This window comes from Bacillus sp. H1a, assembly GCF_000633475.1.
Lineage (GTDB): Bacteria > Bacillota > Bacilli > Bacillales > Bacillaceae_G > Bacillus_A > Bacillus_A paramycoides.
The window spans coordinates 36,821-49,117 of the sequence record NZ_AYMH01000020.1 but is presented as its reverse complement, the minus strand read 5'-3'; the positions used below and the strand labels follow the sequence as shown (position 1 = coordinate 49,117).

General features: G+C 36.4%; 13 protein-coding genes. 1 reads left to right on the top strand and 12 read right to left on the bottom strand.

Going from position 1 to position 12,297, the window contains the following annotated elements:
• Nucleotides 1-240 precede the first annotated feature (240 nt).
• Nucleotides 241-1,917 carry a DAK2 domain-containing protein gene (locus tag U860_RS0109440; protein ID WP_025148321.1) on the bottom strand — a complete coding sequence of 559 codons (1,677 nt, stop codon included), beginning with the start codon at nucleotides 1,915-1,917 and terminating at the stop codon, nucleotides 241-243.
• 22 nt (nucleotides 1,918-1,939) lie between these two features.
• On the bottom strand, nucleotides 1,940-2,302 hold the full coding sequence (locus tag U860_RS0109435; RefSeq protein WP_002173116.1) for an Asp23/Gls24 family envelope stress response protein: 363 nt from the start codon (nucleotides 2,300-2,302) through the stop codon (nucleotides 1,940-1,942).
• Between the two features lie 377 nt (nucleotides 2,303-2,679).
• Here U860_RS0109435 and rpmB point away from each other — a divergent pair, with 377 nt between their 5' ends.
• Nucleotides 2,680-2,868 carry a 50S ribosomal protein L28 gene (gene rpmB, locus U860_RS0109430; protein ID WP_000124776.1) on the top strand — a complete coding sequence of 63 codons (189 nt, stop codon included), beginning with the start codon at nucleotides 2,680-2,682 and terminating at the stop codon, nucleotides 2,866-2,868.
• 73 nt (nucleotides 2,869-2,941) lie between these two features.
• Here rpmB and spoVM read toward each other — a convergent pair whose 3' ends face one another.
• From spoVM to def, 10 genes are all read right to left on the bottom strand, one after another.
• The gene (gene spoVM / locus U860_RS31350; RefSeq protein WP_001213599.1) at nucleotides 2,942-3,022 is read right to left on the bottom strand and encodes a stage V sporulation protein SpoVM; all 81 of its coding nucleotides are present in this window, start codon (nucleotides 3,020-3,022) and stop codon (nucleotides 2,942-2,944) included.
• A 66-nt stretch (nucleotides 3,023-3,088) separates the two neighbouring features.
• Complete coding sequence (locus tag U860_RS0109420; protein WP_025148320.1) at nucleotides 3,089-3,769, bottom strand: thiamine diphosphokinase; 681 nt, start codon at nucleotides 3,767-3,769, stop codon at nucleotides 3,089-3,091.
• A 100-nt stretch (nucleotides 3,770-3,869) separates the two neighbouring features.
• Complete coding sequence (rpe, locus tag U860_RS0109415) at nucleotides 3,870-4,514, bottom strand: ribulose-phosphate 3-epimerase (protein WP_025148319.1); 645 nt, start codon at nucleotides 4,512-4,514, stop codon at nucleotides 3,870-3,872.
• Between the two features lie 2 nt (nucleotides 4,515-4,516).
• Nucleotides 4,517-5,398, bottom strand: coding sequence for a ribosome small subunit-dependent GTPase A (rsgA, locus tag U860_RS0109410; protein WP_025148318.1), 882 nt, complete (start codon nucleotides 5,396-5,398; stop codon nucleotides 4,517-4,519).
• A gap of 296 nt (nucleotides 5,399-5,694) precedes the next feature.
• Entirely contained in the window at nucleotides 5,695-7,668 is a 1,974-nt protein-coding gene (gene pknB / locus U860_RS0109405) for a Stk1 family PASTA domain-containing Ser/Thr kinase (RefSeq protein WP_025148317.1), read from the bottom strand.
• Between the two features lie 8 nt (nucleotides 7,669-7,676).
• On the bottom strand, nucleotides 7,677-8,429 hold the full coding sequence (locus U860_RS0109400) for a Stp1/IreP family PP2C-type Ser/Thr phosphatase (protein WP_025148316.1): 753 nt from the start codon (nucleotides 8,427-8,429) through the stop codon (nucleotides 7,677-7,679).
• A gap of 4 nt (nucleotides 8,430-8,433) precedes the next feature.
• Nucleotides 8,434-9,522, bottom strand: a complete 1,089-nt coding sequence (rlmN, locus tag U860_RS0109395) for a 23S rRNA (adenine(2503)-C(2))-methyltransferase RlmN (protein WP_025148315.1) — start codon at nucleotides 9,520-9,522, stop codon at nucleotides 8,434-8,436.
• Between the two features lie 4 nt (nucleotides 9,523-9,526).
• Complete coding sequence (gene rsmB, locus U860_RS0109390) at nucleotides 9,527-10,861, bottom strand: 16S rRNA (cytosine(967)-C(5))-methyltransferase RsmB (RefSeq protein ID WP_025148314.1); 1,335 nt, start codon at nucleotides 10,859-10,861, stop codon at nucleotides 9,527-9,529.
• Entirely contained in the window at nucleotides 10,858-11,802 is a 945-nt protein-coding gene (gene fmt, locus U860_RS0109385) for a methionyl-tRNA formyltransferase (protein ID WP_025148313.1), read from the bottom strand. Before fmt ends, rsmB begins: the two co-directional genes overlap by 4 nt.
• A gap of 23 nt (nucleotides 11,803-11,825) precedes the next feature.
• Nucleotides 11,826-12,296: a peptide deformylase gene (gene def / locus U860_RS0109380; RefSeq protein ID WP_002173124.1), complete on the bottom strand. Its 471-nt coding sequence runs from the start codon at nucleotides 12,294-12,296 to the stop codon at nucleotides 11,826-11,828.
• Nucleotide 12,297 lies beyond the last annotated feature (1 nt).

The window sequence follows — 12,297 nt, the reverse complement described above, 5'->3', positions numbered from 1 at the left end:
AATCGCTCTCTTTCACCCTATATATTCTATCATAGGCATTCTAAGAGAAACTACTCTAATCCCTCTATATAAAACAAAGTTATACAACACGTAAGAAAAGAGCCTCACTTTTAGCAGCAAGGCTCTTTTCTATCATCAATATGCTAGCCTTTTGAATAAAAACTAGTAATAAATTTCATATCACTACTTCTTATCCATTAGCAAGTAAGTAATCCATTTATTTTCAAAACGAATGTTTTCTTATTCTACAGAGAAGATGAAAGAATACACTGGTTGGTTTCCAGCATGAACTTCTACTTCTGCATCTTCAAATTTCTCTTCTACAAATTCAACTAATTCAGCTACTTCTTCGTCAGTTGCATCTTCACCTTGTAGAATCGTTATGATTTCAGAATCCTCATCAATTAGTGCTTCTAGTAATTGCTTCGCAGCTCCTACTTTTTCAGCATTTGTAGATACAATTTTTCCATCTGCAATACACATGAAATCATCTTTTTGAATTGCTACACCGTCAATTTCCGTATCACGAACAGCATACGTAATTTGACCTGTTTTCACATGCGATAAAGCTTCTTTCATGTGTTCTTCATTCTCTTCTAACGTTCCAACTGGATTAAATGCTAACATAGCAGCCATACCTTGAGGAACTGTTTTTGAACGAACAACAATAACTTCTTGATCTACAACTGATGCCGCTTGTTCTGCTGCCATCACGATATTTCCGTTATTTGGTAAAATGATGATTTTTTCAGCATTCGCCTCTTCAATCGCCTTCACGATATCCTCCGTACTTGGATTCATCGTTTGGCCACCTTCGATAACTTTTGTTGCGCCAATGCTCTCAAATAAAGTTTTAATACCAGATCCCATAGCTACAGTTACAATACCATACGGTTGTTTCTTTTTTGGCTGATTCGTTTGTTCAGGCATCATGGTAGGTTCATCTAATAAAGCAGTATGCTGTTCACGCATATTTTCTACTTTAATCTTAATTAAGCTACCGTAACGTTGCCCGTAGTTCATAGGATCTCCAGGATGTTCTGCATGAATATGAACCTTTACAACCTCATCATCCGATACAACAAGTAGTGAATCTCCGTACACACTAATATCTTCACGGAATTTTTGTTCAGAGAAATTATGTTCCTTCATTTTTTCAGGCTCTAATTTCACCATGAATTCCGTACAATATCCATACTTAATATCTTCTGTACTCAATTGGCTTTGTACACTACGGTGATGTTCTGCGCGTACCATTTCATTCATAGATGGTTGCGTCTGCGCATCAGAAGAAATCGTTTCTCCTTTTAAGTCAGCTAAAAATCCTTCGTATACAACAACAAGACCTTTACCACCGCTATCTACAACGCCAACTTGTTTTAATACAGGTAATAAATCTGGCGTACGATTTAACGATGCATTTGCTTCTTTCACAACGTCTTCCATAAACAAAACAAAGTCGCGCTGTTTTTTCGCAACTGTCACTGCATATTTACCCGTTTCTCTTGCAACCGTTAAAATCGTTCCCTCGATCGGTTTCATAACCGCTTTGTAAGCCGCCTCTACTCCAGCTTCTAAAGCTGCAGCAAAATCAACTGTTGTTAATTCTTCTTTTTGTTCAATGGATTTAGAGAAACCACGGAACAATTGAGATAAAATAACACCAGAGTTACCACGTGCTCCCATTAATAATCCTTTGGCTAAACTTACGCCGACTTTACCAGCATGCTGTGAAGGATTTGCTTTCACTTCACGTGCGCCTGAAGTCATTGATAAGTTCATGTTTGTACCGGTATCGCCATCTGGAACTGGAAATACGTTTAATGCATCAACAAGCTGAACATTATTTGTTAAATTATTCGCTCCTTGAATGATCATTTGTGATAAACGTTTCCCATCAATTTTTTGAATTGACACAGATTTTCCTCCTTAATGCACATTACAAGTTTATTACTTTAACTCCTTGTACGTAGATGTTTACAGAATCTACTGCTAGTCCTACAGTTTGATCTAATGTATATTTCACTTTCGTCTGCACGTTATGTGCTACTTCTGAAATTTTCGTACCATAGCTCACAATAATATACATATCAATATGTACTTCATCTTCATTTTTACGAACAATTACGCCTCTAGTGAAGTTTTCTTTTCGTAAAATGTCTGTTAATCCATCTTTTAATTGATTTTTTGATGCCATACCTACGATACCGTAGCAATCTACTGCGGCACCTCCAGCAATTGTTGCAATTACATCTGTACTAATATCAATTTGACCGTACTTCGTTTTAATTTCAATTGACATCTCGTTTCCCCCTTCATAAATGGTGAAAGTGAGCTAGACTACTTTAGTTACTATCATATAATCTTTTTAAAGAAAATTCCATCGTTCTTTCTTTTTCACTCTCATATTTTATGTTTTAAATTACATTTTTTTATGATGAGCAAAATAGTCCATTGTTATTATACAACATGTACCACTATAATATGTCAAGCAATTTTTCTTGATTTCAACTTTTCTTCATTGATATATAGTGTCAAGTAATTTTTCTTGATTTCTTTTTCCTACGGTGTTGCATTCTCTTTTTAGTTGTGTTAAATTATAGTAGTGTTTTTAGCATCGCATAAAAGACTAACATTGAAAAATTACGCATGGTAAGGTATCAAGGGAGGGAAATATAAATGGCTCGTGTTTGTGCTATCACTGGAAGAAAAGCTCGTTCTGGTAACTCTCGTTCTCACGCAATGAACGCTACAAAACGTAAATGGGGCGCTAACCTTCAAAAAGTTCGCGTACGCATCGACGGTAAAGTTCAACGTGTTTACGTTTCTGCTAGAGCATTAAAATCTGGCAAAATCGAACGTGTTTAATAATAAAAAAAAGAGCCGCTAGGCTCTTTTTTTACTATACCAATGGAAAAAGCACCGGTAATAGGTGCTTTTTTTAGTCTTTTTTAAAGGTATTTAACATCGCACGAACAATTCCACCAAGAAATTTAGGTAACTTAATTGTATAAAATCTCATGGTTTCCCTCCTAATCCCCATTACTCCACTTGTTCACTATATGATGCAAGGAGCAAAATTGTTTCTTCAATCAGTGCTTCTTATCATCATTAATATGCCAGAAGTAAATGAAAAAGTACCTTTTTCCTTAATGAGTTCATTACTAATACAAAGTGTCGATCCCCACTCTATTGTTTTATTAGTAAGAGGGTACTTAAAACCGTGAAGTGTAATGCCTTCCACCCTTTCAGTAACTGGTACAAATGATACGTATGGAAAATGTTCATTTCCTTCAATTATATACGTACCAAGCTTTTTCACCATTATTTCATTTTTATTGTCCACAATACACATTTCTATATTTACTTCTAATCCCTTTAAAAGCATCTGAATATTTGCTAAACCGTGATCAAGCCTTCCACCAGTAGCACCAAAAATACGAATTAATTTTGGTTTCTGTTCTAAAGCCCAGCTAATTGCAATTTCTAAATCTGTTTGATCTTTTTCTCGTGGGACAATATGTAATTCATTTGTCTGCTGTCCCATCCATGCTAATTCATCATCAGTAACTGAATCATAATCTCCAAACGCAACAGCCGGAGTGATTCCTCTTTTCAACAAACGGTACACTCCTCTATCAACGGCCGCCCACACTACTTCTTCATTTTCATATCGAGAAAAATCTGCGCAGTATTCTGCAGGTCCTCCCGCTAAAATATGAACAATCATTTTTCCTTCCCCTTCTATTGTAAAAAGGCAATCTGCCATTCGGTAGATTGCCTTTCTTCTTATTTTCTGCTCTAACATGTATAAATAGTGAAGTCTTAATGAACTAGAGGCTTCACTAGGATAAAAGTTCGTTCATTCTTTATCCACGAATTACACGAATTGCTTCACCGCGGTCTTTTTGATTGTATACTGCTGATCCCGCTACAAGAACATTCGCTCCTGCTTCAATACAAAGTCTTGCCGTTTCAGCGTTGACACCACCATCAACTTCGATTTCCACTTGTAGATTTCGCTTTTTAACCATTTCTGCAACTTGTTTAATTTTCGGTAATACAGAATGAATAAACTTCTGTCCGCCAAATCCAGGATTTACTGTCATAAGTAATACCATGTCTATATCTTCTAATACATGCTCAATCGTTGAAACTGGAGTATGTGGATTTAATACAACCCCTGCTTTAATGTCATGAGATTTAATTAACTGAATTGTACGATGTAGATGAGGACAAGCTTCTACATGGACAGTAATAATATCCGCTCCCGCTTTTGCGAAAGTGGGGATATAGTTATCAGGATTTTCAATCATTAAATGTACATCTAACGGTAATGATGTAATCGGACGGATTGCTTCTACAATTAATGGTCCGATCGTAATATTTGGTACGAAATGTCCATCCATTACATCGACGTGAATGTAATCAGCTCCGCCTTTTTCTACATCTTTAATCTCTTCCCCTAATTTTGAAAAATCTGCTGATAAAATCGATGGTGCAATTTTAATCATGACTAATACCTCGGCTTTCTCTCTCTAATTTCTTCTACGAATTGTTTGTAATTCTTATAACGATATTCGGTAATCTTTCCTTCTTCAACCGCAACTTTCACCGCACATTTCGGTTCAGAAAGATGTGTACACCCTCTAAATTTACAGTATTGGCTCGCTTCTTTCAACTCTGGAAAACAATATGTAAGATCTTCTACTTCTATATCTATGAAATCCAGTGAACTAAAACCAGGTGTATCCGCAACTAGTCCGCTTCCAACTGTAATTAATTCCACGTGTCTTGTCGTATGCTTCCCGCGTCCTAAATGTGAAGAAATATCATTTGTTTTCAATTCTAAATCTGGACGTAATACGTTTAGCATTGAAGATTTCCCAACACCAGATTGGCCTGCAACGACAGAAATACAGCCTTCTAAGAATGGTTTCAAAATATCGATACTTTCCGATGTATTTATAGAAGTAAACAAGACATCATAACCCATTTCACGATAATCATTTGCATAAGATTCAACAGTTTCTCTCATTTTTTCATCTACTAAATCCATCTTACTAATACAAATAATCGGCTTAATGTTATGATATTCAATCAATACTAAAAATCGATCTAACAGTCCTGGATTAAAATCTGGTTCTACTGCAGAGAAAACAAGAATTGCTTGATCAACATTAGCAATAGGAGGTCTAACAAGCTCATTTTTTCGATCAAACACTTCTAACACATAACCTTCATTCGGATTATCTGCTTGAAATACAACTTGGTCTCCTACAAGTGGCGTAATTTTATTCTTTCTAAATACACCACGCCCGCGACATTGTGTAATCCCTTCTTCATGCTGCACATAATAAAACCCACTTAAAGCTTTTACAATTTTTCCTTCTGGCATATAATTCTCCTTTATTTTGTATAAAGTGAAACTGTAATTAGAAATGAATGGACTAAAGCTCTTTAAACAATTATTTCAAAACCCACCAAATATATACCCAGGTTAATATATTTAATCTACCATCAAATTCAAAATACTATTTTCAACAATATCACTTTTATAGCTTTTTGAATCATATATTTTTGCCTGTTATACCGTCCACTATGTAGACAGCATAACAGGCAAGAGTAATAAAGTGAAACTGTAATCAGTGAGGGTTTTGGCTATCCCCTATAACAAGACAATGGAATTCACTATTATTGAGCTGGATACGGTACTTCTTTGTCGATAATCGTTACTCCATCCCGAACAATTTTATAGTGTCCCTTTGCACCTGCTTGAATTACAAATTCTAAAGAAATAGTGGCTGACTCAGTAATTGTTCTCGTTTCAACTGGTCTATCCATTTTTTGTTGCATATCTTCTTTATAAATTTCTATTGTTTGTGGCTTTTTCTCACCTGTTGCAGGAGGCTCATATGGGATAGAGATGTTATCCACTTTTACCGTTTTCGTCACTTTAGGCTTCGGACCATCAGAGATAATAACCGTTACTTTATCTCCTTCTTTTAAGGCAGTTCCAGGCTTCGGAAATTGTGAAATAACAAGGCCTTTATCAACCGTATCTGAATACTCCCTTTTTATATCAGAAACAAGTTTTCTTTCATTTAAATAACCTTTCACGCTATTTTCAGTCCAGCTTGAAAAATCCCCTGGTCTAATCTGATAAGGTCCTTTACTTATCCAAATCTTTACTTCTTGTTCTCCTTCTACAACCATTTGATCAGGTGTTGGTATTTGTTCTACAATTTCACCTTTAGGTTTATCATTTTCAATATAATTTGGTGTAACTTGTTTATATTTCTCTTCTAGCTCAGCTCTTATACTCTCAAAATCTTTTCCTGTCAAATCGCGCATCTTACTTTTCTTTTTCCCACCTGATTGATAGATAGTAATTTTAGAGTTTTCTTTCACTACTCTTCCTGCTATAGGATCTGTTTTTATCACTTTTCCTGCTTCAACATCATCTGTATATACAATATTAGGTTCAGTAACTTCAAACCCCTTTTCAACTAATGCATTTACAGCTGTCGTATACTTCATACCAGCCACGTCAGGAACCTTCACATCTTTCGGAATAAAGAAGCCTGGAATAACAGTAAGCGCTAATGTTATCCCTATCGCTAAAAGTAAAAATGTTGTAATTAAAACCTTCAACCATTTGTTACTTCGTTTTTTCTTCTTACCTGATTCGTTCTCTTCTTTTCTTACTTGTTCATCCACTTTACTTCCTTTTAATACAATCGTTTCATCACTAACATTTTGAAATAATTGTTCTTGTTGAATAATTGGAATCGCTTTCGTTGCTTCCATATCTTCTGGTATGTAAAATGGTTGTTCATTTATTCGTTCTGGATATAGCGCTGTCTCAATATCTCGTTTCATCGCGTTAGCAGATTGATATCGATGGAACGGATCTTTCGCAGTTGCCTTTAATATAATATTTTCAACACTTTGTGGAATATTCTCATTCCATCTTTTCGGAGATGGTATTTCATTTTGTAAATGTTTTAAAGCAATTGCAACAGCAGATTCGCCAGAAAATGGTTGTCTTCCTGTTAACAATTCAAACATAACAATCCCAAGTGAATAAATATCTGATTGTTTATTCGCTATACCGCCGCGTGCTTGTTCTGGTGATAAATAATGCACCGAACCGAGCACCGAATTTGTATGTGTAATCGTTGTTGCACTTGTAGCTGTCGCAATTCCAAAGTCTGTGACTTTTATCACTCCATCATCTCGAATCAAAATATTGTGCGGTTTAATATCACGATGTACAATTTCAAAATGATGGGCATGTGCCATGGCGGACGTTAACTGCTCCATAATATCAAGAGCTTCTCCTATCGGTAACATTCCTCGATCAATTATGTATTGCTTCAATGTTCGTCCAGGTACATATTCCATTACAAGATAATATATACCATCCTCTTCCCCAACATCATACATATTCACAATATTTGGATGCGACAACGTTGTAACAGATTGCGCTTCTCGATGGAAACGTTTAATAAACTCTTCGTTATTTGAATAGTCGAGTCTTAATATTTTTACCGCTACATCTCGGCCAAGTATATCATCATGAGCTAAATATACATTGGCCATTCCTCCACCGCCAATCATTTTTAGCAGTTTATAACGGTCATTTAAGCGTTTTCCAATCAGCACGTTGCACTTCACCTACTTTCGTTTGTCGAATCCACATAATCAATAAGAACGAGGGTGATATTATCTTCTCCACCACGATCATTTGCTAATTGAATAAGATGCTCTCCCTTCGCCTCGAGCTCTTCATTTAATTGTAAAATTTGTTGCATATCAGTCATAGGGACTTTGTTAGACAATCCATCAGAGCAAAGAAGTAATTGATCGTCTTCTTCTAGCACCAATGTTTTAACATCTAATTCAACCTTTTCTTCTGTTCCTAAAGCTCTTAACAGAACATTCTTTTTCGGGTGATATTCTGCATCTTCTTTTGAAATTTCACCGTGCCTAACAAGTTCATTTACAAGTGAGTGATCTTCCGTTACAAGCGATATATTTCCCTCTGATACCATATAACAACGACTATCTCCAATATGACCGATTGTTACAAAACTAGGTGTACAAATTGCTACGATAACCGTTGTTCCCATACCATTACATTCTACATGTTGCTTAGAGTACGCATATATGCGCTCATTAATAATTCCAACGTTAGCATGTAACCACTTTTCTATCTTTTTAGGCTCATTCATATTATACGTTTGCTTCCAATAATCATGGAATAATTGAATGGCCATCGAGCTAGCTACATCACCAGCTCGATGACCTCCCATTCCATCTGCTACTACCGCTAAAATATTTCCATCTAAATTGTGAAAAACTCCTGCACTATCTTCATTATGTTGACGAACTTTCCCTTTATCCGATAGAAACACGGCTTTCATCTCGTCACCTCGTCTCTTCTTTGCGCTCCTTCGCACGCAACTGACCGCAGGCTGCATCAATATCATGACCTTGTTCACGGCGAATTGTTACATTCACTCCACGATCTTTTAGCGTCTTTTCAAATAAGAAAATTTGCTCACGTGGCGTACGTACGTAATCACGTTCTGGCACGTAGTTTACCGGAATTAAGTTCACATGACATTTTACACCTTTTAAGAGCGCAGCAAGTTCTTCAGCGTGCTCAACTTGGTCGTTTTCTCCTCCAAATAAGCCATATTCAAATGTAATACGACGCCCTGTTCTATTTACATAGTATTTAATAGCTTCCATTAAATCAGGTAGCTTATAAGCACGGTTAATCGGCATTAATTTTGAACGTAACTCTGTATTTGCAGCATGCAATGAAATCGCAAAATTGATTTGCATATCTTCTTCAGCGAACTTATAAATTTTCGGAACAATTCCACTTGTTGAAACTGTCATATGCCTTGCACCAATATGAATTCCTTTTTCATGATTTACAATGCGTAAGAATGACATTAAGTTATCATAATTATCAAACGGTTCTCCAATTCCCATAACAACAAGAGAACTTACACGTTCTTCTGTTTCATCAAGCGCACGCTGAACTTCTACTACTTGCGCTACAATTTCTCCAGCTTCTAGATTTCGTTTTAACCCACCAAGTGTAGATGCACAGAACGTACATCCAATACGGCAACCAACCTGTGTTGTTACACAAATGGAATTTCCATATTCATGTCGCATTAATACCGTTTCAATAGAGTACCCATCGTATAACTGGAATAAGAATTTAATTGTTCCATCCGAAGACGTTTGTTTTACTAACGTATTTAAAGTAGTAATATCAAAGGAATTCGACAATTTATCGCGCAATCCTTTAGAAAGGTTTGACATATCCTCATAATTTTTTACACGTTTTTTATATAACCAATCAAAAATTTGTCCTGCACGGAATTTAGGTTCCCCTTGTTCCTTTAACCAATCTTGCATTTCATGAAGTTGTAAAGAGTAAATTGATGGTTTCTTTGTTTCTACATTTTTCTTTTGTTTTTTTACAGTCGTTTCCATGATGCTACACCTTCTTTCTTAAACAAGCAATATAAAAGCCATCTGTTGCAAAATAATGCGGTAAAATTTGTATTTGACCTTCATTAATATACGGACTTAATTTTTCTGGCATACGCTCTTTAATCGTAGTATCCCACTCAAATTCAGGATGCTCTTGTAAAAATTGCTCTATTACTTGTTCATTTTCTATTTTTTCAATTGTGCACGTACTATAAACAAGGCGACCACCTTGTTTTAACAATGGTGCTATTTTTTCTAATATCGCAAGTTGAATCGTTGATAATCGTTCACTATCGCCCTTATCTTTGCCTAACTTAATATCAGGTTTACGTCTTATAACACCAAACCCAGAACATGGTGCATCTACTAATATTTTATCAAAAGTTTCATTTTCGAAATGCTCTTGAACTTTTCTAGCATCTAATGCCTTTGTTTCTACATTTTCTAGACCAAGTCGATCTGCTTGTTGTCTAATTAAACGCACTTTATGCGCGTGTAAATCAAGTGACATTACTTTACCTGTTCCCTTTAAACGCTCGGCTATATGCGTTGTTTTACCACCAGGAGCGGCACAGCTATCAAGAACTGTATCTCCTTCATTCGGTTCTAAAGCACGTGCAACAAGCATAGAGCTTTCATCTTGAATAGAGAGAAATCCTTTTTTGAACGCTTCTGTATGCGCTACATTCCCTCTTTCAATTTGAATTGCATCATCTGACAAATCGCCACGTTTCGCTTCTATACCCTCATTTGCTAATAGCTCAATCGCTTCTTCTACCGTAACTTTATCAACATTCACACGTGCTGTCGGTACAGGTGGTATCATATTTACTTCACACATTTTCTCTGCTGTCTCTAAACCATATTCAGATGCCCAGTCTTGTACAAGCCACATTGGATGACTTGTTGCAATCGCAAGACGTTCTACCGGATTATTGATTTCTTCTAAAGAAGGTACACCTTCTCGCTGAATCGAACGCAATACTCCGTTCACCATGCCTGAAATCCCCTTATGCCCACGACGCTTCGCAATCTCAACAGCTTCATGAATAGCAGCTCTTTCCGGAACTCGGTCTAAATATAGCATTTGATATAAAGATAAGCGAAGCAACACTCTTACCCACGCCTCAACCTTTTTTCTTAAAAATGGTTGTAAATAATAATCTAGTGTGTCACGACGTTGAATCGTTCCATATACAATTTCAGTTAATAAACCAATATCTTTTCTGTCAATTGTACTTTTTTCAATCAAATTATTTAAAAGTAAGTTACTATATGCACCACTTTTTTCTACTTGAATTAAACCATCAAGAGCTAACTCACGAACATTTTGTCTCATGCATTTTCTCCTAACTTCGTACCAATTTCAGGTTTTGTTCCACGTAAAAATTGTGAACAACTCATACGTTTTTTACCAGACGGTTGCAATTCAGTAATTTTAACACCGGTCTCATTCCCTGTTGCAACAACAAATCCATCTTCTTCATGAGCTACTACTGTACCTGGTTCAGCTTGCTCTGCCATAGAGACCTTCTCTCCCCACCATACTTTAACAACTTGTCCTGCTAAAGTCGTATAAGCAACTGGCCATGGATTCAATCCGCGAATGTGATTGTATACTTCTTCACCTGTTTTTGTCCAATCAATTTTCTCTTGCTCACGTTTTATATTATATGCGAACGTCACTTCATCTTCATTTTGTTTAATTGGTTCTAGTTTACCCTGAATTAGTAAAGGAACCGTTTTAGATAAAAGGTGCGCTCCCGCTTCGCTTAACTTATCAAATAATGAACCTGTTGTTTCACGCTCTTCAATTTCTACTTCTACTTGCGTTAAAATATCACCAGCATCTAATTTTTCTACCATATACATAATTGTAATACCTGTTTTCTCTTTACCTTCCATGATTGCATAGTGAATCGGTGCACCACCGCGAAGTTCTGGAAGTAATGAAGCATGGACATTAATACATCCGTACTTTGGCGCTTCTAAAATTTCATTCGGTACAATCTGACCGAACGCAGCTGTTACGATTAAATCCGGCTCTAACGCTAATACTTTTTCATATTCGTCTTTTTCACGAATTTTCAGTGGCTGTAACACCGGAATACCATGCTTCTCCGCTTCTACTTTAACAGGCGTAGGTGTTAAAACCTTTTTTCTACCTACTGGACGATCTGGTTGCGTTACAACACCCACTACGTCATATCCATCCTCGATAAGACGACGAAGCACCGGCACAGAAAAGTCCGGTGTTCCCATAAATACTACTTTTATCATTCAAAAACCGCTCCTTTTAACACCTATTCTAATTCGTTTTCTTCATAATATCTCGTCACTTTAGATGTGAATAAAACACCATGTAAATGATCGATTTCATGCTGAATTGCACGCGCCAAGAAGTCTTTCGCTTCTAATAAGAATATTTTCCCGCGGCGATTTTGCGCACGCACTTTAATATAATCTGCACGCTCCACTTCACCATAAAGTCCCGGAAAGCTTAAGCAGCCTTCGGGACCTACTTGTTCACCACGTTTTTCTAAAATAACCGGATTAATTAATTCGATTTTCCCCGTATCATCACCGATATCAACAACAGCTACTTGTAAGCTTACACCTACTTGTGGCGCAGCTAAACCAACGCCGTCTGCAATTAACATTGTTTCATGCATATCTTTTAACAATTTCACTAACTTTTTATCAAAGTTAATTACTCTTTCGCATGGTGTTTCTAACACTTCATTTGGATGCTTTACAATTTCTAAAACTGCCATA

What these genes read in the sequence shown, in the direction of transcription:
- U860_RS0109435 (WP_002173116.1), bottom strand. Translation starts at nt 2,302, where the DNA reads ATGTCAATTGAAATTAAAACGAAGTACGGTCAAATTGATATTAGTACA.
- rpmB (WP_000124776.1), top strand. Translation starts at nt 2,680, where the DNA reads ATGGCTCGTGTTTGTGCTATCACTGGAAGAAAAGCTCGTTCTGGTAAC.
- spoVM (WP_001213599.1), bottom strand. Translation starts at nt 3,022, where the DNA reads ATGAGATTTTATACAATTAAGTTACCTAAATTTCTTGGTGGAATTGTT.
- U860_RS0109420 (WP_025148320.1), bottom strand. Translation starts at nt 3,769, where the DNA reads ATGGCAGATTGCCTTTTTACAATAGAAGGGGAAGGAAAAATGATTGTT.
- rpe (WP_025148319.1), bottom strand. Translation starts at nt 4,514, where the DNA reads ATGATTAAAATTGCACCATCGATTTTATCAGCAGATTTTTCAAAATTA.
- rsgA (WP_025148318.1), bottom strand. Translation starts at nt 5,398, where the DNA reads ATGCCAGAAGGAAAAATTGTAAAAGCTTTAAGTGGGTTTTATTATGTG.
- U860_RS0109400 (WP_025148316.1), bottom strand. Translation starts at nt 8,429, where the DNA reads ATGAAAGCCGTGTTTCTATCGGATAAAGGGAAAGTTCGTCAACATAAT.
- rlmN (WP_025148315.1), bottom strand. Translation starts at nt 9,522, where the DNA reads ATGGAAACGACTGTAAAAAAACAAAAGAAAAATGTAGAAACAAAGAAA.
- rsmB (WP_025148314.1), bottom strand. Translation starts at nt 10,861, where the DNA reads ATGAGACAAAATGTTCGTGAGTTAGCTCTTGATGGTTTAATTCAAGTA.
- fmt (WP_025148313.1), bottom strand. Translation starts at nt 11,802, where the DNA reads ATGATAAAAGTAGTATTTATGGGAACACCGGACTTTTCTGTGCCGGTG.
- def (WP_002173124.1), bottom strand. Translation starts at nt 12,296, where the DNA reads ATGGCAGTTTTAGAAATTGTAAAGCATCCAAATGAAGTGTTAGAAACA.